The sequence below is a fragment of the Stappia sp. P2PMeth1 genome (assembly GCF_900185735.1).
Classification (GTDB): Bacteria; Pseudomonadota; Alphaproteobacteria; order Rhizobiales; family Stappiaceae; genus Stappia.
Genome location: NZ_FYAW01000060.1, coordinates 1 through 21,097, shown reverse-complemented (window position 1 = coordinate 21,097; position 21,097 = coordinate 1). Strand labels below are relative to the sequence as shown.

The 21,097-nt window shown below is 66.4% G+C and carries 20 protein-coding genes, 1 pseudogene and 1 riboswitch; of the genes and pseudogenes, 12 read left to right on the top strand and 9 right to left on the bottom strand.

Annotation, left to right across the window (positions count from 1 at the left end; genetic code table 11):
• Positions 1-59: 59 nt before the first annotated feature.
• Together P2PM1_RS24340 and P2PM1_RS24335 are read left to right on the top strand one after the other, a co-directional pair.
• Positions 60-479, top strand: coding sequence for a RidA family protein (locus tag P2PM1_RS24340; RefSeq protein ID WP_244293206.1), 420 nt, complete (start codon positions 60-62; stop codon positions 477-479).
• A 109-nt stretch (positions 480-588) separates the two neighbouring features.
• On the top strand, positions 589-2,595 hold the full coding sequence (locus tag P2PM1_RS24335; RefSeq protein WP_186400892.1) for an acyltransferase family protein: 2,007 nt from the start codon (positions 589-591) through the stop codon (positions 2,593-2,595).
• 13 nt (positions 2,596-2,608) lie between these two features.
• On the opposite strand, the gene P2PM1_RS24330 is transcribed toward P2PM1_RS24335, so the two are convergent.
• From P2PM1_RS24330 to gstA, 3 genes are all read right to left on the bottom strand, one after another.
• Positions 2,609-2,827 carry a 4-oxalocrotonate tautomerase family protein gene (locus tag P2PM1_RS24330; RefSeq protein ID WP_186389922.1) on the bottom strand — a complete coding sequence of 73 codons (219 nt, stop codon included), beginning with the start codon at positions 2,825-2,827 and terminating at the stop codon, positions 2,609-2,611.
• A gap of 23 nt (positions 2,828-2,850) precedes the next feature.
• On the bottom strand, positions 2,851-3,252 hold the full coding sequence (locus tag P2PM1_RS24325) for a nuclear transport factor 2 family protein (RefSeq protein WP_186389921.1): 402 nt from the start codon (positions 3,250-3,252) through the stop codon (positions 2,851-2,853).
• Between the two features lie 76 nt (positions 3,253-3,328).
• Positions 3,329-3,943: a glutathione transferase GstA gene (gene gstA, locus P2PM1_RS24320; RefSeq protein WP_186400891.1), complete on the bottom strand. Its 615-nt coding sequence runs from the start codon at positions 3,941-3,943 to the stop codon at positions 3,329-3,331.
• Positions 3,944-4,226: 283 nt separating this feature from the next.
• On the opposite strand from gstA, the gene P2PM1_RS24315 reads away from it, so the two are divergent.
• Complete coding sequence (locus P2PM1_RS24315) at positions 4,227-4,550, top strand: helix-turn-helix domain-containing protein (RefSeq protein ID WP_244301627.1); 324 nt, start codon at positions 4,227-4,229, stop codon at positions 4,548-4,550.
• 48 nt (positions 4,551-4,598) lie between these two features.
• Here the strand turns inward: P2PM1_RS24315 and P2PM1_RS24310 are convergent, their stop codons facing one another.
• The 4 genes from P2PM1_RS24310 to P2PM1_RS24295 all read right to left on the bottom strand — a co-directional run bounded on the left by P2PM1_RS24310 (position 4,599) and on the right by P2PM1_RS24295 (position 10,178).
• On the bottom strand, positions 4,599-6,785 hold the full coding sequence (locus P2PM1_RS24310; RefSeq protein WP_186400889.1) for an anthranilate synthase component I: 2,187 nt from the start codon (positions 6,783-6,785) through the stop codon (positions 4,599-4,601).
• 240 nt (positions 6,786-7,025) lie between these two features.
• Entirely contained in the window at positions 7,026-7,985 is a 960-nt protein-coding gene (locus P2PM1_RS24305; protein WP_186400888.1) for a succinylglutamate desuccinylase/aspartoacylase family protein, read from the bottom strand.
• 38 nt (positions 7,986-8,023) lie between these two features.
• The gene (gene argE, locus P2PM1_RS24300) at positions 8,024-9,190 is read right to left on the bottom strand and encodes an acetylornithine deacetylase (protein ID WP_186400887.1); all 1,167 of its coding nucleotides are present in this window, start codon (positions 9,188-9,190) and stop codon (positions 8,024-8,026) included.
• Positions 9,191-9,215: 25 nt separating this feature from the next.
• Entirely contained in the window at positions 9,216-10,178 is a 963-nt protein-coding gene (locus P2PM1_RS24295) for a LysR family transcriptional regulator (RefSeq protein ID WP_186395082.1), read from the bottom strand.
• A gap of 175 nt (positions 10,179-10,353) precedes the next feature.
• On the opposite strand from P2PM1_RS24295, the gene P2PM1_RS24290 reads away from it, so the two are divergent.
• The 9 genes from P2PM1_RS24290 to P2PM1_RS24250 all read left to right on the top strand — a co-directional run bounded on the left by P2PM1_RS24290 (position 10,354) and on the right by P2PM1_RS24250 (position 20,322).
• Positions 10,354-11,946, top strand: a complete 1,593-nt coding sequence (locus tag P2PM1_RS24290) for an ABC transporter substrate-binding protein (RefSeq protein WP_208984523.1) — start codon at positions 10,354-10,356, stop codon at positions 11,944-11,946.
• Positions 11,947-12,119: 173 nt separating this feature from the next.
• On the top strand, positions 12,120-13,097 hold the full coding sequence (locus P2PM1_RS24285; RefSeq protein ID WP_186389914.1) for an ABC transporter permease: 978 nt from the start codon (positions 12,120-12,122) through the stop codon (positions 13,095-13,097).
• A gap of 11 nt (positions 13,098-13,108) precedes the next feature.
• The gene (locus P2PM1_RS24280; RefSeq protein ID WP_186389913.1) at positions 13,109-14,029 is read left to right on the top strand and encodes an ABC transporter permease; all 921 of its coding nucleotides are present in this window, start codon (positions 13,109-13,111) and stop codon (positions 14,027-14,029) included.
• A 7-nt stretch (positions 14,030-14,036) separates the two neighbouring features.
• On the top strand, positions 14,037-15,035 hold the full coding sequence (locus P2PM1_RS24275) for an ABC transporter ATP-binding protein (protein WP_186400886.1): 999 nt from the start codon (positions 14,037-14,039) through the stop codon (positions 15,033-15,035).
• Positions 15,032-16,030 (top strand): ABC transporter ATP-binding protein, encoded by a 999-nt coding sequence (locus P2PM1_RS24270; RefSeq protein WP_186400885.1) that lies wholly within the window; start codon positions 15,032-15,034, stop codon positions 16,028-16,030. The genes P2PM1_RS24275 and P2PM1_RS24270 overlap by 4 nt, the downstream gene beginning before the upstream one ends.
• Positions 16,031-16,034: 4 nt before the next feature.
• Entirely contained in the window at positions 16,035-16,901 is an 867-nt protein-coding gene (locus tag P2PM1_RS24265) for an N-formylglutamate amidohydrolase (protein WP_186400884.1), read from the top strand.
• An 81-nt stretch (positions 16,902-16,982) separates the two neighbouring features.
• Complete coding sequence (serA, locus tag P2PM1_RS24260; protein WP_186400883.1) at positions 16,983-18,227, top strand: phosphoglycerate dehydrogenase; 1,245 nt, start codon at positions 16,983-16,985, stop codon at positions 18,225-18,227.
• A gap of 211 nt (positions 18,228-18,438) precedes the next feature.
• Positions 18,439-19,701 (top strand): MFS transporter, encoded by a 1,263-nt coding sequence (locus P2PM1_RS24255; RefSeq protein WP_186389908.1) that lies wholly within the window; start codon positions 18,439-18,441, stop codon positions 19,699-19,701.
• A gap of 52 nt (positions 19,702-19,753) precedes the next feature.
• Positions 19,754-19,892, top strand: a riboswitch (SAM-I-IV-variant riboswitch).
• Positions 19,870-20,322, top strand: a complete 453-nt coding sequence (locus P2PM1_RS24250; protein ID WP_186400882.1) for a hypothetical protein — start codon at positions 19,870-19,872, stop codon at positions 20,320-20,322. (Overlaps the previous riboswitch by 23 nt.)
• On the opposite strand, the gene P2PM1_RS24245 is transcribed toward P2PM1_RS24250, so the two are convergent.
• Together P2PM1_RS24245 and P2PM1_RS24240 are read right to left on the bottom strand one after the other, a co-directional pair.
• Positions 20,280-20,630, bottom strand: a complete 351-nt coding sequence (locus P2PM1_RS24245; protein ID WP_186390102.1) for an acyl-CoA thioesterase — start codon at positions 20,628-20,630, stop codon at positions 20,280-20,282. The genes P2PM1_RS24250 and P2PM1_RS24245 overlap by 43 nt on opposite strands.
• Positions 20,631-20,834: 204 nt before the next feature.
• Positions 20,835-21,097 (bottom strand): annotated as a pseudogene (locus P2PM1_RS24240) (methyl-accepting chemotaxis protein); the annotation flags it as partial.

The window sequence follows — 21,097 nt, the reverse complement described above, 5'->3', positions numbered from 1 at the left end:
CCGTTGAAGATCGGGACCTGGAAGACCCTATGAGCAAGACTGCCGACACCGCCACCGCGATGCCTGCGCGTGCCGCCGTTCCCTCGCCGCTTGCGGCCCTGCAGCCCGACGGCTGGCCGATCCCGAAAGGCTATGCCAACGGCATGGCCGGGGAGGGACGGATGGTGCTGACCGGTGGTCAGATCGGCTGGACTCCGGACGGGGTCTTCGCGTCCGATTTCCTCGGTCAGATCCGCCAGACGCTGGAGAACGTTGTCGCCGTCGTCGCCGCTGCCGGCGGCGGTCCCGAGCACATTGCCCGCCTGACCTGGTATGTCACCGACATCGACGCCTATCGCGAGTGCCTGAAGGAACTCGGGCCCGTCTACCGCTCGGTGATGGGACGCAACTATCCGGCGATGGCCGTCGTCCAGGTGGTGGCGCTGGTCGAGCCGGAGGCGATGGTGGAGATCGAGGGGACTGCGATCCTGCCGGTGTAACCGCTCGGGCAACGACAAGCCTTGCGGGCTACCCATGCTCAGCCCGCTTGTGCAGCCCGGCGCCTTGTGGAATAGACAGCCGCACCATCGAACAGGGCCTGTCGACCACGTGACCTCTCCTGCCTACCGACCGGATATCGACGGCCTGCGCGCCGTGGCCGTCCTGTCCGTGGTGGTGTTCCATCTCGATGCGAACTGGCTGCCGGGCGGCTTTGCCGGTGTCGACATCTTCTTCGTCATCTCCGGTTACCTCATCACCGGCATCGTCTGGTCGGAACTCGCAAGCGGGCGCTTCACGCTGAAGGGCTTCTACCAGCGGCGCATCCTGCGCATCGTGCCCGCCTATTACCTGGTGCTCGCGGCAAGCTTCCTGGTGGCAGCGCTGATGCTGATGCCGATGGAGTTTGAGGCGTTCTCCATGTCGGCGCGGGCCTCCGTGCTGTTCGCCGCCAATTTCTGGTTCGCCCAGCGGATCGACTATTTCGACCAGGCGTCGGAACAGGATCATCTGCTGCACCTGTGGTCGCTCGCGGTCGAGGAGCAGTTCTACGTCGTCTTCCCGCTGCTCCTTATGCTGCTGGTGCGCCTTGCCGGCGCGTCGACCCGCAAGGCGCTGTTGCTCGTGCTCGTCCTCGGGGCGGTGTCGCTTGCGGCGAGCATTGCCATGGCGGTGTTTGCACCGCGCGCCGGGTTTTTCATGCCGCACACGCGGGCCTTTGAACTGATGATCGGTGCGCTGCTCGCCCTGTCGGGCGCCGGGAGAGCGCTCTCGCCCATCCGGCGCGAACTCGCCGGAGCGCTGGGGCTTGTCCTGATCGCCGCGTCCTTCGTCCTGCTGTCGGATCGTCTGGCCTACCCTGGGGGCTGGGCACTGCTACCGTGCCTCGGCGCGGGGCTCGTCATCATCTCCGGTGCAAATGGGCAACCCCACGCCACGTCCGTGCTGCGCTGGCGGGTCAGCATCGCCGTCGGCCTCGTTTCCTACTCCTTGTATCTCTGGCACTGGCCGGTGATCGCCTTTGCCCGCACGCTTGGGTTCGATCCCGCCTCGCCGGCAACCACCGCCTCGCTCCTGCTGCTGATGGCGGCGCTCTCTGCGGCGACATGGCGCTTCGTCGAGCAGCCGGCGCGCGGCTGGCGCTCCGCGGGGGCCGCGCGCGCCTTCGGTCTTTTCGCCGGTCTGTCGCTGGCAACGCTCGCGGTCACCGCCGTGGTGGAGGCGACCGACGGACTGCCGCTGCGCATCCCGCCACGGGTTGCCGGTCTGATGGCCGCGAATGAGGAATGGCGGGCAAGCGACAGGCTCGCCTGCATGAGCCGCTGGCGCGACGAGGGTTTCTCGTTTGCGGAGAGAGGCGTGCCGGAGAGTCCCTGCCGGTTGGGCGCTCGCGAGGGTGCTGCCCGGGTGGTTCTGTGGGGCGATTCTCACGCGGCTGCCCTGGCGCCGGGTGTCGACGCTGCCCTGGCCGAGCTCGGGGTTGGCGGGCTTCTCGTCGCCAAGGCCGGCTGCCCGCCGCTGGTCGATCCCCGCATTTCGGGTTCCGAACACGATGGCACTTGCCAGCAGTTCACGGAGCAGGTGCTGGACGAGATCCTCGCTGCCCGCCCGGATGCGGTGATCCTGGCCGCCCGCTGGACACTCGTTGCGGAAGGCGGCACGGGCGTCGACCTGCGCTTCGCGCCGCCCCCTTCCGCATCGTTGCGCCGCGCGCGCCTGATGGAACTGACGCAGGCTTCCGCGGCTCTCGCTGCGCGGCTTGCAGACGCCGGCATTCCGGTGATCCTGGTTCACACGGTTCCCGAGCCCGGCATCAATGTGCCCTCGGCAATCGCCGTGTCGGATCGCTTCGGCCTGGCCGAGCCTGCGGGCCCCGGACGCCAGGCCGCACTGACACGCCAGCAAGCCACCCGTGCGGCGCTCGATCAGGCGGCAACCGGCCACGGCTGGCGTGTGGTCGACCCGCTGGATGCGCTATGCGGCGCGGGGGCCGCCTGCCGGATCGTGGCTGCGGGCGAGCCGCTCTATTTCGATTCCAACCACCTGACGGTGCGCGGCGCCGAACTGCTCTCGCCCGGCCTTGTCGAGGCCCTGTCTCCACTGCTTGGCAGGAATTAGCAGGCGTCCGCTGTCACTCCTGTGCGGCAGCCTTCTTCCGGGCGCGAAAGACATCGGTCTGCACACCGGCAATGCCCCAGTTTTCCAGTTCGACTTCATCGATCACGACAAACGTCGTCTCCGGGTCCTTGTTCAGCACCTCGACCAGGAGATCGGTGACGCCGGCGATCAGCCGGGCCTTCTGCTCGCGCGTGACGCCTTCGCGTGTCACCTTGATGTTCACATACGGCATGGGTGTCCTTGTCCTTGTTCGTGTCAGGCGGCCGCGTCGCGTGGCCGGGTGGTGTAGTCGAAAACCTTGGCGGCGATCAGCCAGCGTCCGTCGATCTTCACGAGCGACAGGAAGTCTGTGAAGAACCGTTCGCCGATGGAACTGCGGACCTGCGCCAGGGCTGCGTTGGGGCCGGCGAAGGTGATGGCGACAACTTCGCCGTCCGCCGGTTCGCCGCGCGAGGCGGGGGAGGGGCGGGCAGCGACGATCGGCAGATAATGGTCCATCGACCAGAAGCGGATGTCGCCGTCGGTCGTCGCCGCGTAAAGCGCGCGGTCGTGGAACAGGCTGCCGAGCAGTACGGCGTCGCTTCGGTGCAGGGCCTCGTGATAGCGCCCGCAGAGATCGAGAATGGCGGAAAAGTCCGCCGTTTCACTGGAGGTCATTGCGCGTGTGCCCTGTGCCGGGCGGCGGAGGTGACACCGGCCGCCGCCCTGTTGATGCCGTTCCTGGGGGTTCAGGTCAGGCCGCCTTGCGCAGCCCCTCGGCCTCCAGCGCCCGCCGGGTGGCCTGCCGCTCCGCGATTCGAGCGACGAAGGCCGTTGCCTGCGGGAACTCGTCGAGCGAAAGACCGATGAAGCCGGCCCAGTTCAGCACCGTGAAGAGATAGGCGTCGGCCACCGAGAACGTGTCGCCCATCAGGTAGGGACGACCGTCGGCAAAGATCGGTTCGAAATGCGCGATCCGCTTGCGAACCTTGTCGATCGCCGCCTCGCGGGCAGCGCCTTCCGCGCCCTGGAACAGCGGCGAGAACGACTTGTGCAGCTCGGCGGAGATGAAGTTCAGGTGCCGGTGAAGCTGCGTCCGCTCCCAGGAGCCGGGCGCAGGCGCGAGGCCGGAGGCCGGATGCTGGTCGGCGAGATACTGCAGGATCGCGGCGCCCTCGGTCAGGACGTTGCCGTTGTCCAGTGCCAGCGCGGGGACGTAGCCGTCCGGATTGATCTCCAGGAAGTCTCGTCCGCCGGCTGTCGTCTTCGCGCTCGTGTCGACGCTTTCGATGTCGAAGGACAGACCCAACTCGTTGAGGACGATATGGGTGGCGAGCGAGCAGGCGCCCGGCTTGTAGTAGAGCTTCATCGTGTCTGCGTCCCTATGGCTGCAGGGCCGGTTGCATCCGGCCCCGGGGTGGTGCTGCGGTTGTTTGACCGCGTCCACCGCATCTAGGAAGCTTTGGTTACCTTTGTAAACTTGAAAACCTTGTGTTACGGGATAATCAGATTTCCGATCGGTAACCGCTCCCGGTCGCGCCATGGCGTGCGCGGCGGTTTGGCCGACGCGGTCGAGGAAGACAGGCATGGCCTTGAAAATACGCAAGAATCACAGCCCACCCCCGCCGGAAGGCTGCCCCTTGAGCCATTGCATGGAGATCCTGAAAGGTGCCTGGACGCCGAACGTGATCTGGTGCCTGGCCGCCGGTCCGCGTCGCTTCTCCGAGCTGCGGCTCGACATTCCGGCGGTCTCGGCCAAGGTGCTGACGGCCCGCCTCAGGGGTCTGGAGAGGAAGGGGGTGGTGGCACGCACCGTTCGCCCGACATCGCCGCCCTCGGTCGAATATTGCCTCACCGATCTCGGCGCGGAACTGCTGCCGGCGATCCGCGCCATCGTCGACGTGTCGCACAAGCTGAAGACGCGCAACAGGCCGGCCGACCTCAGTGGCGACACGGAGGTCGAGGTCGGCGAATAGGATGGGGCGCGGCATCGCCGCGCCCGCTGCTGGGTGTGTTACCGAGGATCAGACGGCGGCGGCCATCGCCTGGCGCGTCTGGCGGGCAAGGCAGGTCACCACGTTCTGGATGATGCGGTGCCCGGCATCCTGGTCGAGCGACATGATCGATTCGGGATGGAACTGCACCGCGGCGACCGGTTCGCTCTCGTGTTCGACCGCCATGATCACACCGTCCTCGGTCTCGGATGTCACTCGGAACCCGGCCGGCAGCTTGTCCCGCCGCGCGTGCAGCGAGTGATAGCGCCCGACCGTCACCGGCGAAGCGAGCCCCTCGAAGAGCATCGACCCTTCGATGAACGAAACGGGCGAGGGCTTGCCGTGCATCGGGATGGCGAGCTGCGCCAGTTCGCCGCCATACGCTTCCGCCAAGGCCTGCAGCCCGAGGCAGACGCCAAAGATCGGCAATCCGCGCGCTCGCGCCCGGCCGATGGTCGCCGCGCAGTCGAAATCCTTCGGACTGCCGGGGCCGGGCGACAGCACCACAAGATCCGGCGCAACATCGTGGAACACGCTGTCCGCCACCGGTGAGCGATAGGTGACGACCTCGGCGCCCGTCTGCCGGAAATAGTTGGCGAGCGTGTGGACGAAACTGTCCTCGTGGTCGACGAGCAGGATCTTCAGTCCCTTGCCCGGCTGCGCGGCCAAAGGATCGATCTTGCGTTCGCGGGCAAGCCCGGCCTCGCGCACGGCGGCGCGCATCGCCTCCGCCTTCAGCTCCGTCTCGGCCTCTTCCTCCTCCGGCACGCTGTCATAGAGCAGCGTCGCGCCGGCGCGGATCTGGGCGACGCCGTCCTTGATCCGCACGGTGCGCAGGGTCAGACCCGTGTTCATGTCGCCGTTGAACAGGATCGCGCCGATGGCGCCGCCATACCAGGCGCGGGGGCTCTTCTCGTGGCGCTCGATGAACTCCATCGCCCACCGCTTCGGCGCCCCGGTCACCGTCACCGCCCAGGTGTGCGACAGGAAGGCATCGAGCGCGTCGAGATCGTCGCGCAGGATGCCCTCGATATGGTCGACCGTATGGATCAGGCGGGAATACATCTCGATCTGGCGCCGGCCGATCACCCGCACCGAGCCCGGCACGCAGATGCGGCTCTTGTCGTTGCGATCGACGTCGGAGCACATGGTGAGCTCGGCCTCGTCCTTGGCCGAATTCAACAGCTTGCGGATCTGCGCCTCGTCTTCGATCGCGTTCCGGCCGCGCCGGATGGTGCCCGAGATCGGGCAGGTCTCGACCCGCCGCCCGCCGGAAACGCGGACATACATTTCCGGGCTGGCACCGACCAGATATTCGGCGTTGCCCAGGTTGATGAAGAAGCCATAGGGGGAGGGGTTGATTTCCGTCAGCCTTCGGCTGACGGCGGAGGGCGCTGCCGGGCAGGCCTCGTAAAACACCTGGCCGGGAACGGTCTCGAACAGGTCGCCGCGCCGGAAGTAGTCCTTCGCGGCGTCCACCAGCCTTGCATATTCGCCCGGCTCGTGGTCACCGCGCCCCGGATCCTCGTTGGCCGGCCGATAGGCCTCCTTCGTGCCGCTGCGCGGAAGGGTTTCGGTGCTGCGCCCGTCCACCTGGAACTCGTAGGAGCGCACATGCGCCTTGCGGCCGTAGTGGTCGACCAGCAGGATCTCGTCCGGCAGGTAGAGCACCACGTCGCGCTGGTCGTCGGGGCGCGCGAGCACCAATTCGATCGGCTCGAACTGGAACGCGAGATCGTAGCCGAAGGCGCCGTAGAGGCCGAGATGGCCATCGTCGCAGGCAAACAGCGCGCTGATCGCCCGGATCACCGAGAAGACGGAGGGCTGGCGCGAGCGCTCCTCCTCGGCAAAGGCGCGGGTCGCCGGCTTGATCCGCAGGGTCAGGAGGTTGCCGTCGCGGGCAAGGCCTTCGACGTCCTCCTGCGCGGCAAGGCAGCGCTCGACCGCCGGCAGCAGCAGAAGCCCGCGCTCGTTCAGCGCCTCGACGCGCACGTCGGAACCCCGGGACTCCAGCACCATTGGCGGGTTGACCAGCGCCATGTCCCAGCGGGTGTAGCGGCCGGGATATTCGTAGGAGGAGGAAAAGACCGCGCCGCGCTCGGCGTCCAGCCGGTCGATCCAGGGCGAGGTGCCCTGGTCGTAGTCGGCGGCCCGCGTCACGACGCTGATGCCGATCCCCCCCTTCGTCACGAAGCTCTCTTCGCGTCCTGTCTGCATGTCCGTCTTCCCTGCCTCCGCTGGCCGCGATCCTCCCGGCCGGACATGACAAAGCCGCCGGCGGGACCCCGCGGCGGCTTTTTGAAACTCCCCGAATGACGTTAAGTCACGCGCTGTCGTTCGCCGCCTGTTACCAGGAGCGCCACCACCAGCCGTTGATCGTCGTCGTCATCGTCATGCCAATGTCAGTAGCGCATGCCGGCCCCGTCCGCAACGCCGAAAGTCGCGGGCGGAACGGGCTCACGATCCGGCAATGAGGCGGCCGAGCCGTACGGCGGTCTGGCCTTTCACAGGCCGCCGGTTCGGCATGATCAGCACCGTGCGATCCTCCGGCACCGTCACCGCTACCTCGCCGTCATAGGCGATCACTGTTCCGGCCTTCTCGATCACTTCCTGCCCGACATAGTCCGCCGTAAAGCGGAAGTTGTCGGTCATGATCGTGATCGGCTCGATGATCTCGATAAAGGTCTGCGGCCTGGGGACCGGAAAGCGTGCAAGCTCGTCGGCAAAGGCGTCGGGCGCCACCGCGCCCGTCACTTGCAGGAAGCGCAGGGTGGTCTCAAGGGCCACTTCGGCGCTGGCGGCCTCCCAATGCTGGCCGCATTCCACCAGCAGCGCGTTCTTTTCACTCGCAGGATCGCCGAAACCGCCATAGTCGCGCATCCGCTTGCCGGCCGCATGGCCCTCGTCGCTGACAACCAGCGCCGGCGTTCCGACGGCACGCGCCAGCGCCCGTCCCTTGGCCAGGGGACCGGCGATGTAGAGCGGCGCCGTCGCGTTCTGCATCGAATGCAGGTCGAGCAGGAGATCGACGCTGTCGATGAAGGGGCGCAGCTCCTTCGCGCGTTTGCGCTCCAAGGTCTCGCCGCCGCCGAGCGTTTCCGGTTGCCACAGCCGGTTCATGTCCTCGTCCGCCCAGCGCGAGGCAAACGGGTCCGCCGGGTCGAAGCGGTCATAGGCATCGAGGTTGACAAAGGCGAGGGACAGCTTGCCGCGTACAGGGCGGACATCGTGGCGGAACAGCCAGTCAAGCGCGATCGGACCGCAGAGCTCGTTGCCATGCACCACGGCTGTGACAGCCACATGCGGGCCGGCGATGCCGCTGTCGAAGGTGGTGACGCCCTCGATACCGGTATTGCCGGCGCGATAGGAGGAGATGTCCGTCTTGAGCAGTTCGACAGGAGGCTGTCCGGTGGTCATGGCGTTTTTCTCGGCGAAGTTGAGCGGGAAACTGTGGTTTAGCGGGTGGCTTCCTCGATCAGCCGGTCGAGGAAGATCTCGCACTTGACGAGTTCGGAAACGGCGATGAACTCGTCCGCCTTGTGCGCCTGCTCGATGGAGCCGGGGCCGATCACCACGGTGGGGATGGCGGCGATCTCGACGAAGCGGCCGCCTTCCGTGCCGTAGGCGACCTTGGCGTGGTCGTTGCGCCCGGCAAGCCGTTTGGCGAGCCGGGTGACGTCGGCATCCGCCGCCGTATCGAGGCCGGGGAAGCTGGAGATCTGCTCGAAGGCGATGCCCGTCTCGCGGGCGCGTGCCTTCATCTCCGGCTCGATCTCCTCGCGGGCGAAGCGCATCACCTCGTCGACGAGCGCGTCCGCATCCTCGCCGGGCAGAACCCGGAACTCGAAGGCGAAGTCGCAGCGGTCGGGGACGATGTTGAGAGCCGTGCCTCCGGCAACGGTGCCTGTATGCGACGTCGTCACCGGCACATCGTAGAGCGGGTCGCTGGGGCCATCGGCAAGCTCAACTCCCATCTCGCGCACCTTGAGGATCAGCCGCGCGGCATGGTCGATGGCATTGACGCCCTGCGGAGCCAGCGAGGAGTGGCAGGTTCGGCCCGTGACGATCGCTCGGTAGGAGCGCTTGGCCTTGTGGCCGATCACCACCTGCATCTCCGTCGGCTCGCCGACAAAGCAGGCTTCCGGCAGGGCCACCGTCTCCACCAGCCGCTCGATCAGGCTTGGGACGCCCTTGCAGCCGACTTCCTCGTCATAGGAAAAGGCGAAATGGATCGGCTTGACGAGGTCGCGCGCCAGCATCTCGTCGACTTTGGCAAGGCAGCAGGCGAGAAATCCCTTCATGTCGCAGGCGCCGCGCCCGTAGAGCAGGCCGCTGCGCTCGGTCAAGGTGAAGGGATCGCTGGTCCACGTCTGGCCATCCACCGGCACCACGTCCGTGTGGCCTGACAGCACGTAACCCGGCACGTCTTTCGGTCCGATGGTGGCGATCAGGTTGGCTTTCTCGCCGGTCTCGTCCGGCACCCGCGTCGTGGCGATGCCGCGCGCGGCGAAGAAGGCCTCCACATGCGAGATCAGCGCCAGGTTGGAGTTCCGGCTCGTGGTGTCGAAGCCGACGAGGTCCTTCAGGATGCCGACCGAGCGCGGAGCAGCAAGCTGGAGCATGCGGTGTCCTTTCCTTGCGGCCGAATCAGGCCGGATGCGAGTAGGCGTCGGCCGGCACGGCCCGGCGCGCATATTCGATGAAGCGCTGGGCGATCGGCGAGACGCGCCCGGCGGGAACGAAGAACTGGGTGAGATAGTCGACACGCGGCGAGAAGCGCCGGAAGACCACGCCCTCAAGCGGCCGCAGACTCACGGGGAAGGGGTTGACCAGGCCGACGCCCATGCCCTCGCGCACCAGCTCGCAGATCGCGATGCTGGTCGCTGTTTCCGCCCGGATCTTCCGCTCGATGCCGCGTTCGGCGAAGATCCGGTCATAGACATTGCGCTGGTGGAAGCGGCGGGTCAGCGCGATGAAGGATTCTCCCGCCAGATCTTCCGGCAGGATCTCTTCACGGCTCGCCAGCCGGTGATCCGCCGGGATCGCCGCATGGGCGATCGCGTGGCGGAAGGGATAGATCCGCAGACCGTCGTGGCGCAACCGCCCGTCGCTGATGCCGAGGTCGGCGTTCTCGTCGGCGACCGCCGCAGTCACGGTGGTCGACATGCCGATTTCCAGATGCACAGACGCTTCCGGATTGTCGGCCAGAAACCCCGGAACGAGCTTGGTCATCAGGCGGTGGGCCAGCGTCGGCGGGGCGGCGATCCGCAACCGTTTCGGGTTGAGGTCCTCCGCCTCGGCCGCATCGAGCCGCGCCAGCGTGGCAAAGATCGGCTCGATCTGCTCGTTGAAGGCAAGCCCCTCGGATGTCGGCAGGATCTTGTTGCCGTTGCGGTGGAACAGTTGCCGGTTGAGCCGGGTTTCCAACTGGGCGATGGCACGGCTCACCGCCGGCTGCGAGATGCCGAGCCGGTGGGCGGCGGCCGTCGTCTTGCCTTCCGAGATAACCGCCCGCAGCACCTCCAGCTCGCGAAGCGTCAGGCCGCTGCGGTTGACGGTGCTCGTGGCTTGCCGAGCCGGCGGCTCGTCCGTAACCTCTGTATTTGTCATGGGAATACAATTATGCGTTCGAGTTATCGTTTTTCGTTTGTCGATCATATAAACGCATAATAGCCTTCCCCACAAGCCGGCGAGGCGTCAACCTCGACACGGGACAGCAGACGGGGACCAGTCGATCCCGCCCCGTCTGGACAAGACCAGAGGGGATCCAGAGGGGAGCTACCTGATGAAGTCTGCAAGGACGCCGCTCGCGCGCGCGCTCATGGGGGCGGCGTGCGCCATTGTCGCTTTCGCCACACCGGCCGCGGCCGAGGATCTCGTGATCGGCCTCGATTCGGAGTCGACCTCGATCGATCCGCATTTCCACAATCTGGGGCCGAACAACCAGCTCGGCTTCATGATGTTCGACCGCCTCGCCAATCCGGACGAGCGCCAGAACTTCCAGCCCGGTCTTGCCGTATCCTGGAAGCCGGTCGACAGCACCACCTGGGAGTTCAAGCTGCGCGAGGGCGTGAAGTTCCACGACGGCACGGACTTCAACGCCGACGACGTCATCTGCACGTTCGAACGCGCCCCCAGCGTGCCGAATTCGCCAGCGAGCTTCGACACCTATATCAAGGGCAAAACCTTCATCAAGATCGATGACTATACGATCCATGTGAAGACCGCCGAGCCCTATCCGGTCATGGTCAATGACCTCGGCAACGTCGCGATCATCTCCAACGAGGGTGGCTGCCAGGGCACGACCGAGGAGTTCAACTCCGGCAAGGCGGCGGCCGGCACGGGGCCCTTCAAGTTCGTCGAATACGTGCCCGGCGACCGCATCGTGCTTGCCGCGAACGAAGACTACTGGGGCGGCAAGCCGATCTGGGACAAGGTGACGCTGAAGCCGATCAAGTCGGCTCCCTCGCGCGTTGCCGCGCTTCTGGCCGGCGATGTCGACGTCATCAACGGTGTTCCGACCACCGACATCGAGACGCTGAAGAGCCGGGACAATGTCGTGCTTTCGCAGGGCGTGTCCAACCGCGTCATCTACCTGCATCTCGACCATTTCCGCGAGGCCTCGCCTTTCGTGAAGGCCAATGGCGGCGGCGACATCAAGAACCCGTTGATGGACGTCAAGGTTCGCAAGGCCCTCTCCAAGGCGATCTCGCGCGAACTGATCCGCGACCGCGTCATGGAAGGGCAGGCGATCCCGGCCGGCCAGCTCCTGCCGGAGGGCTTCTTCGGCGTGTCGGAGAACCTGAAGGCGGAACCCTATGATCTGGAGGGCGCCAAGGCGCTGCTTGCCGAGGCCGGACTGCCGGACGGGTTCGAGCTGACCATCCACGCGCCCAACAACCGCTATCTCAACGACGCCAAGATCGCCGAGGCGATCGCGCAGATGCTGACGCGCGCCGGCATCAAGACGCAGGTGGAGACCATGCCGAGCTCGGTCTACTTCACCCGCGCCTCCACCGGTGCCGACGGCCTGCCGGAATTCTCGCTGATCCTGGTCGGCTGGGGAGCGGGCTCGGGCGAGGCGTCCTCGCCGCTGCGCGCCCTTATCGCCACCGCCGACAAGGACAAGGGCATGGGCTCGGCCAATCGCGGCCGCTACTCAAACCCGGAGGTCGACCGGCTGATCGAGGCGGCGCTCTCGGAAGTTGACGACGAGAAGCGCGCCGGCCTGCTTGCGGAAGCAACGGAGATCGCAATCGGCGAACTCGCGATCGTCCCGATCCACTATCAGGTGAACACCTGGGCGACCCGCAAGGGGCTGAACTACATCCCGCGCACCGACGAATACACCGTCGCCTATGGTGTGCTCAAAGACTGAGGCTCGCCTCGTTCCGCCTCCGGCTCCGTGCCGGAGGCGGAGTGTCCGGGACGCTCCGTCGCGATGACAGGCAGTGCCGGCGGAGACGCCCGCAAGGACTCTCCGCCGCACCTTGCGGCGGCTCCGCCGGACTGTCCCGCCCCCTCCATGCCGCTTTGCCGGGAAACCGCTTCATGAGCGTCTTTATTCTCCGCCGCCTCCTGCAGAGCGTGCTGGTCATCGTCGCCATGGCCATGATCGTCTTCTTCGGCGTTCATCTGGTCGGCGACCCAGTCTACATGTTCATTACGCCTGACATGGACCAGCAGGACATCGAGAACGTCACCCGCGCGCTCGGCCTCGACCGACCGATCTGGGAGCAGTTCTGGCTGTTCATCGTCAATGCCCTGAGCGGCAATCTCGGCCAGTCCTTCATCTTCGGCGAGCCGGCGTTGGGGCTGATCATCCAGCGCATGCCGGCGACGCTTGAACTGGCCTTCGCCGCCCTGCTGATGGCCATTGTCATCGGCATTCCTTTAGGCCTCTATGCCGGGCTCTATCCGGACAGTGTCGGCGCCAAGACCATCATGGCCGGCTCGATCCTCGGCTTCTCCCTGCCCACCTTCTGGGTCGGCATCATGATGATCATGGTCTTTGCCGTGATGCTTGGCTGGCTGCCCTCGACCGGGCGCGGCAGCACGGTCGATGTCTTTGGCATCCGCGTGTCCTTCCTGACACTCGACGGGCTGCGCCATCTCGCCCTGCCGGCCCTCAACCTTGCGCTTCTCAAGATTTCGCTGGTCATCCGTCTGACCCGCGCCGGCGCCCGCGAGGCGATGCTGCAGGATTACATCAAGTTCGCCCGCGCCAAGGGCCTGTCGCGCTCGCGCATCGTCGGCGTTCATCTGATGAAGAACATCCTCATTCCGGTCGTCACGGTTCTTGGACTGGAGTTCGGCTCGCTCATCGCTTTCTCGGTGGTCACTGAGACGATCTTCGCCTGGCCGGGGATGGGCAAGCTGCTCATCGAGTCGATCCAGCAGCTCGACCGGCCGATCATCGTCGCCTACCTCATGATGATCGTCTTCCTCTTCGTGGTCATCAACCTGGTGGTCGACATTCTCTATTCGATCCTTGATCCGCGCGTGCGGCTCGGCGACCGCGGCCAGTGAGGACGAACATCATGGCATCAACCGAGACCCCCATCGCAGGCATCGCCGCCCCCCGCCGCGCGGACACGCCCTTTCGCCGTTTCCTCTCGGACTTCACCGATAGCCGGCTGGCCGTTCTTGCCGCCATCGGGCTTGCCATCGTTATCCTGGCGGCGTTGCTGGCGCCCTGGATCTCGCCGCAGAACCCTTACGATCTGGCCGTGGTGTCGGTCTTCGACGCCCGCCTGCCGCCGGGCTCGCAGAGCATGGACGGCGTCACCTTCTGGCTTGGTACGGATGGTTCGGGGCGGGATCTGCTCTCCGCGATTCTTTACGGGCTGCGTATCTCGCTGTCGGTGGGCGTTGCCTCCGCAGCGATTGCACTGACGATCGGCATGATCGTCGGACTGGTCGCCGCTTATGCCGGCGGGCGGACGGAAGGGGTGATCATGCGCATCGTCGACATCCAGTTGTCGTTGCCGGCCGTGCTCATCGCCCTGATCCTGCTGGCCATTCTCGGCAAGGGCATCGACAAGATCATCATCGCCCTGGTCATCGCCCAATGGGCTTATTATGCCCGCACCGTGCGGGCCTCGGCGCTGGTCGAGCGCCGCCGCGAATATGTCGAGGCCGCCGCCTGCCTCGGCCTGTCGCATGCCCGCATCGTTTTTCGCCACATCCTGCCGAACTGCATCGCCCCGCTGATTGTTGTCGGCACCGTGCAGACGGCTCATGCCATCGCGCTGGAGGCGACGCTGTCCTTCCTGGGCGTCGGCCTGCCGCAGACGGAGCCGTCCCTCGGCCTGCTGATCGCCAATGGCTTCGACTACATGCTCTCCGGCAAGTACTGGATCTCCGTCTTTCCCGGAGTGGCGCTGCTGATCACCATCGTCACCATCAACATTGTCGGCGACCAGCTCCGTGACGCGCTGAACCCGCGGCTGCAGAAGTGAGGGCCGCATGAGCCGCGAAACCATTCTCGAGGTCCGGGACCTGCGGACCCATTTCTTCACCAAGGCCGGCGTTGCGCGCGCTGTCGACGGCGTTTCCTTCTCGCTCGCGCGCGGCGAGGTTCTCGGCCTCGTCGGCGAGAGCGGATCGGGCAAGACCGTCACCGGCTTCTCGCTGATGGGGCTGGTCGACCCGCCCGGCCGCCTCGTTTCCGGCTCGATCCGTCTCGGCAACGAGGAACTCGCCGGACTGTCGGAGGAGGGCTGGCGCCGGTTGCGCGGCCGGCGCATTGCCATGATCTTCCAGGACCCGATGATGACGCTCAATCCGGTCCTGCGCATCGACACGCAGATGATCGAGGCGATCCGTGCCCATGCCGACATTTCCCGCTCGGCAGCGCGGGAGCGGGCGCGCGAGGCGCTTGCCCGTGTCGGCATTCCCTCGCCGGACGAACGGCTTGCCGCCTATCCTCACCAGTTCTCCGGCGGCATGCGCCAGCGGGTGGCGATCGCGATTGCCTTGCTCAACGAGCCGGACGTGATCGTCGCCGACGAGCCGACCACCGCGCTCGATGTCACTATCCAGGCGCAGATTCTCTACGAGGTGCAGAAGCTGTGCGCCGAAACGGGCCTTGCGATGATCTGGATCACCCATGACCTTGCCGTCGTCGGCGGGCTCGCCGACCGCGTGGCGGTGATGTATGCCGGCCGCATCGTCGAGCAGGGACCGGTCGATGCCGTTCTCGATGCGCCCTATCATCCCTATACCCACGGCCTCATCGGCTCGGTACCGAGCCAGAACCGCCGCGGTACGCGCCTCACCCAGATCCCCGGCATGGCGCCGTCGCTGCTGGCCCTGCCGGAAGGGTGCAGCTTCGCCGCCCGCTGCCCGCGCGCCGACGCAGCCTGCAACGTCTTGCCCGACCTGTTGGAACTCTCGGCGGGCCGCACCGCGCGCTGCCATCATCCGCACGGGGCCAACGAAACCACTGTCGGAGAGGACGCATGAGCGCCGCACCGCTGCTTGCCCTCGACGCCGTCTCCAAGCGCTTCGTGCGTCGTCTCGATGCGGCCGAGAAGATCGTCAATCTCTTCGGCGGCAAACGCCGTGAGGAGATCGTCCACGCAGTCGACAGCGTGTCCTTGCAGATCGCGGAAGGCGAGGTGGTCGGCCTTGTCGGGGAATCCGGTTGCGGCAAGTCGACCCTCGGGCGTGTCGTCGCCGGCGTCCATGCGCCGAGCGAGGGGCGGGTGCTGTGGCGTGGGCGCGATGTGGAGAGCCTGTCGGGCGCCGAGCGGCGCGAGGCGACGCTGAAGATCCAGATGATCTTCCAGGACCCCATGTCCTCGCTCAACCCGCGTATGCGGGTGCGCGATATCGTCGGCGAGGCGCCGCGCGTTCACGGGCTCGTCTCGGGCGACGAGATCGCCGACTATGTCGACCGGATGCTGCTGCGCGTCGGCCTCGATCCCAGCTACAAGAGCCGCTATCCGCACCAGTTTTCCGGCGGCCAGCGCCAGCGGATCGGCATTGCCCGGGCCCTTGCCGTACAGCCGGATTTCCTGGTCTGCGACGAGAGCATCGCCGCTCTCGACGTGTCGATCCAGGCGCAGGTCCTCAATCTCTTCATGGATCTGCGCGAGGATCTCGGCCTCACCTATCTGTTCATCTCCCACGATCTCGGCGTTGTCGAGCATCTCGCCGACCGGGTGGTGATCATGTATCTCGGCCGGGTCGTGGAAAGCGCGCCGGCGGTCGAGCTTTTCGCCGATCCGAACCACCCCTACGCGCGCGCGCTCCTGGCCGAGGTGCCGCGCATCGACACGCGCAAGCGGGTGTTCCAGCCGGTGAAGGGCGAGATCCCGTCGCCGCTCGCCCCGCCGTCCGGCTGTCATTTTCATCCGCGCTGCCCGCATGCGAAGCCCCGTTGTCGCGAGCAGGCGCCTGCCCTTCGCGAGATCGCGCCGGGCCGCATGTCGGCCTGTCACTTGAATGATGGCTGAGGCCATGCCGGGGGCAGGGGAGGCGACCCTTTTCGAGGTGTTGCGGCCGGACCGGCTTGCCGCGCCGCTCGTCCTCGACAGCCCGCATTCCGGAACGATCTATCCGTCGGACTTTGCCCCTGCCCAGCCTCCGGAGCGCTATCGCCGGGCGGAGGATATGTATGTCGACGAGCTTTTTTCCGCCGCGCCCGCCCTCGGCCTGCCGCTGCTGAAGGCACTCTTCGGTCGCATCTATTGCGATGTGAACCGCGCCTTCGACGATCTCGATCCGGCCGTTCTCGATGACGCGCAGGGGCTGGATCTTGCTCCCTCCGGCAAGGCGCGGCTGGGCAAGGGGGTCGTCTGGACCGCGACCCCGCCCGATGGCGCGCCGCTTCTGGCCGGTCCCTTGCTTCGAACCGACTACCTGGCGCGGCTGGAGCGGTGCTGGCACCCCTATCATGCGATGCTGGCAGAGCTGCTCGGCGAGATCCGCGCAGCGCATGGCCGGGTCTTTCACCTCGATCTCCATTCGATGCAACCTGTCGCCAATGCCATGCACGAAGATGCGACCGGCTCGCTGCGTCCCGATATCGTGCTGTCGGACCTGGAGGGAACCAGCGCCGCCGCCGGTTATCTGGAGGCGGCCCGCGATCTGCTGCTCGGCCTCGGCTTTTCCGTGAAGGTCAACGATCCCTTCAAGGGCGCGGAGATCCTGCGCCGTCATGGCGACCCGGCGCGCGGCGTGCATTCGCTGCAGATCGAGGTCAACCGCGCGCTCTACATGAACGTTGAGCACTACGGCAAAACCGCGCGGTTCGACGACACGAGGCAACGGCTTTCGGCCTTTCTCACTTCCTTGCGGGACTGGGCTGCAAAAAGCAGCGGTTGAATTTTTCCGGCAGACAGGGCACCAGAGCGCAGCGGTGGCTCCGCCGCACTCCCTCACGTCCCGCACACGGAACGCCGTTTCATGAAGACCGGCCTGTCGCGCCCGAAGCATCAAATTCGCTGGCTCCTGCTGGAAGGCATCAGCCCGACCGCTCCCGCCCTGCTCGATCAGGCCGGCTACACCAATGTCACCCAGCTCAAGACGGCGCTCGACCGCGAGGCGTTGATCGAGGCGCTGCAGGGCGTTCATATCGTCGGCATCCGCTCGCGGACCCAGATCGACGAAGCGATTCTCAAGGAAGCCGGCACGCTGGTCGCGGTCGGTTGTTTCTCCGTGGGAACCAACCAGGTCGATCTCGTCGGCAGCAACCGTCGCGGCATCCCGGTCTTCAACGCGCCGTTTTCCAACACCCGCAGCGTGGCCGAACTGACCATCTCCGAGATCGTCATGCTGATGCGCGGCGCCTTCGCCAAGTCGATGGCCGCGCATAACGGGCGGTGGCTGAAGACGGCCGCTGGCAGCAACGAAGTGCGCGGCAAGACCCTCGGCATCGTCGGATACGGCAATATCGGCTCGCAACTGGCGGTGCTCGCCGAGGCGATGGGCATGCGCGTCGTCTATTACGATCACGCCGACAAGCTGCGCCACGGCAATGTCGAGCCGACTGCCTCGCTCGGGGAACTGCTCGCCGTCGCCGATGTCGTGTCCCTGCACCTGCCGCAGACACCCGAGACCCGTGGCATGATCGGCGCAGCCGAGATCGCCGCGATGAAGAAGGGCGCCTATCTCATCAACAACGCCCGTGGCACGGTGCTGGACATCGACGCGCTGGCGCAGGCCCTGCGCTCCGGTCATCTGGCCGGCGCCGCCGTCGACGTGTTCCCAAGCGAACCCAAGTCGAACGACGAGGAGTTCGTGTCTCCCTTGCGCGGGCTCGACAACGTCATCCTGACGCCGCATGTCGGCGGCTCGACGGAGGAGGCGCAGGAGCGCATCGGCGAGGAGGTCGCCCGCCGTCTCATCGAATATTCGGACGTCGGCTCGACGATCGGTGCGGTGAACTTTCCGCAGGTGCAACTGCCGAAGGGCACCCGCAACACCCGCTTCATTCAGGTGCAGCGCAATCTTCCGGGCGAACTCGGCAAGCTCAACGACCTCTTCGCCCGCTACGAGATCAACATCGCGGCCCAGCATTATCAGACCGACGGCGAGATCGGTTATGTGGTGCTCGACGCCGATGGGCCGGTGGAAAACGCCGTGGAGATCCTCGAAGAGATCCGCCGCCTGTCCGGCACCATCCGCGCACGGCTGCTGAACCGGGTGTGAACGCGCAAGGCGGCCGGAACCGACCGGCCGCTGTTGTTCTTCAATGAAAAATTGCTAGGCTTGCGACAACAGGGCGGCGGCTTCGCGCTGCCGGCCTTTCGCCGCCGCCTGCCTCAATTCCGACGCAGGCCCGCAGGATAGGTTGGGAGTTGGGCTCGTTCCCGCCCCCTGTGACTGCAGGCACTCCCGTTCCGCCAGCCAGCCGACCCGCATGACCCACATTCTTCCCATCGCTGCGTTGCTCGTCGGTTCTGCGCTTCTGCTGCTTGCGGGCGGCCTTCAGGGGCTGCTTCTGCCTCTGCGTGGCTCCTTCGAGGGCTTTTCCGACAATTCGCTCGGTCTGCTCGGCACCGGCTGGGCGGTGGGCTATATCGCCGGGTGCCTGCTGACCCCGATCATCGTCAGCCGGGTCGGCCACATCCGGGCGTTTGGCGTGTTCTGCTCGCTCGCCTCCATCGTCGTGCTGCTGAATCTCGTCTTCATGACACCCTGGGCCTGGATCCCGCTCAGGGCGCTCTCCGGCTTTTGTTTCGCCGGCGCCGCGATGGTGGTGGAAAGCTGGCTGAACGAGCGGGCCAACCCGGCCACGCGCGGCCGCATCTTCGGCATCTACACGATGATCAATCTGGGCGCGACCACCGCCGGCCAGATGCTGCTGACCCTGGGCGATCCGGCCGGCTACCTGTTCTTCGTGATCGGAGCCATGGTCTATTCCTGCGCGCTGCTGCCGACCGCGCTGTCGACCGCCGCTGCCCCGCAGCCGCTCTCCCAGGTCCGCCTCGACATCCGTTCGCTGTGGCGCAACTCGCCGGTGGCGGTGATCGGCGTCTTTCTCGTCGGCATCTCCAACAGCGCGTTCGGGACGCTCGGCGCCGTCTATGGTCGCCAGGTCGAATTGTCCGTGTCCTCGATCGCCACCATGATGTCGGTGGCGCTGCTCGCCGGTGCGCTCATTCAGGTCCCCGTCGGCATGCTGTCCGACCGTATCGACCGGCGCATCGTGCTGATCGGCATCGCCATTGCCGGGTTTCTCGTGGGCATGGCGCTGACATTCGGCGAGGCGCTGTCGCCTCTCGCCATCATTTCCCTCGTCGCGGCGTTCGGCGGCATGATCTATTCGATGTACCCGGTCATCGTCGCTCATGCCAACGACCACTCGCCGCCGGGGGAGTTCCTCAAGACCAGCGGCGGCCTGCTGCTCCTGTTCGGCGTCGGTTCGATCGTCGGCCCGCTGCTGGCGTCGGTGATGATGACCATGACGCGGCCGCAGGGCCTGTTTGCCGTCACCTCCGCGGCCCATGCGCTGATCATCGGCTTTTCGATCTGGCGCATGACCCAGCGCGCGCCGCTGGCGCCGGAGGAGAAGGAGGAGTTCGTCGCCATGGCGTCGGGCGTGCGCTTCTCCACCCCCGAGACGCTGGCTCTCGATCCCCGCGCCGAGGACGACGAAGGCACCTCCCGCGACGCCGCTTAAGGTCACGAGGATGCTTGCCTCTTGCGAAAGAGCCCGCCGCGTGGCATAGAACGCCCGTCATCAAGAGAAGGGCTGGCGCCCTCGCCAACCTGCCCGACCGGGCAAGGTGGTCTCCCTGACACTGAAGACCGGGTCAACCGGTCCGCGTTTTGGGGATGTGGCCGCATCATGCGGCAACCAAACGGTCGTTTGATCCGCGCCAGTCCTCCTCGGGAAACCGATGGAGGATTTTTTATGTCCAGAGCAACGTCCGGTGCCTCGCTGATTGGACCCCCGCCCGCCGATCCGGCTGCCTCGTGCCGTGCCGCCAAGCGGCACGCCCCGTTCGCGGCAACCCTGAAACTGGCGGAGATCCGCGTTCTGGCGGCCGGATTGAAGATGCGCGCCACGTGCCTGGGGCTCGACCGGGATTGCAGACAGCCCGGCCTTGATGATGCGGAGCGGGCTCGCCGGCTTGCGGATCTCGAACGCTTGTGGGCGGGCGGATGCCGCAAGGCGGTCGACGAAGTGCTGTTCCGCGACATCGCCGCCCGCCATCCGGATCTCGCCATGGCGCTACGGGCGCGGCTGCGCCGCCGTCAGTCCTCGTCTTCCGCCGGCACCGGGATCGGACGTCCCTGATCGTCCACGGCGACGAAGGTGAAGGTCGCATCCGTCACCTTCTCGCGTCGTCCGTGGCGATGGCGCAGCGCCCATGCCTCGATGCCGATCTTCATCGAGGTGCGGCCGACGCCGGTCACCCGGCAATAGACGCAGAGGACGTCGCCGACATGCACCGGGCGGATGAAGGTCATCCGCTCGACGGAGATTGTCACCACGCGCCGGCGCGCCCGCTGTCCGGCGGCGATGCCGCCGGCAAGGTCCATCTGCGACAGCACCCAGCCGCCGAAAATGTCGCCGGCCGCGTTGGTGTCGGCGGGCATGGCCATCGTCCGCAGCGTCAACTCGCCTGTCGGGGTTTCGATGGTCTCCTGGTCGTTCACGGGCGAGATCTCCTGTCTGGTCGCGGAATCGCGGGATGGACCCTCGACAGCCTATCGCTGCTTTGCCTGCTTGCGAAAGAAAAAGCCCCCGGTCCGCGAGGCGGGCCGGGGGCTGGGACGCTGTCTGGCAGGGGCGGTGGCGGTTCCGTCTCAGGCGGCTGCGACCTCATGCAGGAACCTGTCGATTTCATGCCTGAGGGCGTCGGTGTTGCGGCTCATGGCGCCTGAGGCGTCGAGGACGTTATCGGCGGCTGAGGAGGTGCTGTCGACGGTGCTCGCGAGCAGTTCCATGTTGCGGGTGACGGCGCCGGTGCCCTCGGCCGCCTGCTGGACCGAGCGGGAGATGTCGCTGGTTGCGGCGCCCTGCTGCTCGACGGCGGAGGCGATCGATGCGGTGTAGCCGTTGACGTCCT

Coding starts and splice junctions, on each gene's coding strand:
- P2PM1_RS24340 (WP_244293206.1), top strand. CDS start 60: ATGCCTGCGCGTGCCGCCGTTCCCTCGCCGCTTGCGGCCCTGCAGCCC.
- P2PM1_RS24330 (WP_186389922.1), bottom strand. CDS start 2,827: ATGCCGTATGTGAACATCAAGGTGACACGCGAAGGCGTCACGCGCGAG.
- P2PM1_RS24325 (WP_186389921.1), bottom strand. CDS start 3,252: ATGACCTCCAGTGAAACGGCGGACTTTTCCGCCATTCTCGATCTCTGC.
- gstA (WP_186400891.1), bottom strand. CDS start 3,943: ATGAAGCTCTACTACAAGCCGGGCGCCTGCTCGCTCGCCACCCATATC.
- P2PM1_RS24315 (WP_244301627.1), top strand. CDS start 4,227: ATGGAGATCCTGAAAGGTGCCTGGACGCCGAACGTGATCTGGTGCCTG.
- P2PM1_RS24310 (WP_186400889.1), bottom strand. CDS start 6,785: ATGCAGACAGGACGCGAAGAGAGCTTCGTGACGAAGGGGGGGATCGGC.
- P2PM1_RS24305 (WP_186400888.1), bottom strand. CDS start 7,985: ATGACCACCGGACAGCCTCCTGTCGAACTGCTCAAGACGGACATCTCC.
- argE (WP_186400887.1), bottom strand. CDS start 9,190: ATGCTCCAGCTTGCTGCTCCGCGCTCGGTCGGCATCCTGAAGGACCTC.
- P2PM1_RS24295 (WP_186395082.1), bottom strand. CDS start 10,178: ATGACAAATACAGAGGTTACGGACGAGCCGCCGGCTCGGCAAGCCACG.
- P2PM1_RS24290 (WP_208984523.1), top strand. CDS start 10,354: ATGAAGTCTGCAAGGACGCCGCTCGCGCGCGCGCTCATGGGGGCGGCG.
- P2PM1_RS24285 (WP_186389914.1), top strand. CDS start 12,120: ATGAGCGTCTTTATTCTCCGCCGCCTCCTGCAGAGCGTGCTGGTCATC.
- P2PM1_RS24280 (WP_186389913.1), top strand. CDS start 13,109: ATGGCATCAACCGAGACCCCCATCGCAGGCATCGCCGCCCCCCGCCGC.
- P2PM1_RS24275 (WP_186400886.1), top strand. CDS start 14,037: ATGAGCCGCGAAACCATTCTCGAGGTCCGGGACCTGCGGACCCATTTC.
- P2PM1_RS24270 (WP_186400885.1), top strand. CDS start 15,032: ATGAGCGCCGCACCGCTGCTTGCCCTCGACGCCGTCTCCAAGCGCTTC.
- P2PM1_RS24265 (WP_186400884.1), top strand. CDS start 16,035: ATGCCGGGGGCAGGGGAGGCGACCCTTTTCGAGGTGTTGCGGCCGGAC.
- serA (WP_186400883.1), top strand. CDS start 16,983: ATGAAGACCGGCCTGTCGCGCCCGAAGCATCAAATTCGCTGGCTCCTG.
- P2PM1_RS24255 (WP_186389908.1), top strand. CDS start 18,439: ATGACCCACATTCTTCCCATCGCTGCGTTGCTCGTCGGTTCTGCGCTT.
- P2PM1_RS24250 (WP_186400882.1), top strand. CDS start 19,870: ATGCGGCAACCAAACGGTCGTTTGATCCGCGCCAGTCCTCCTCGGGAA.
- P2PM1_RS24245 (WP_186390102.1), bottom strand. CDS start 20,630: ATGGCCATGCCCGCCGACACCAACGCGGCCGGCGACATTTTCGGCGGC.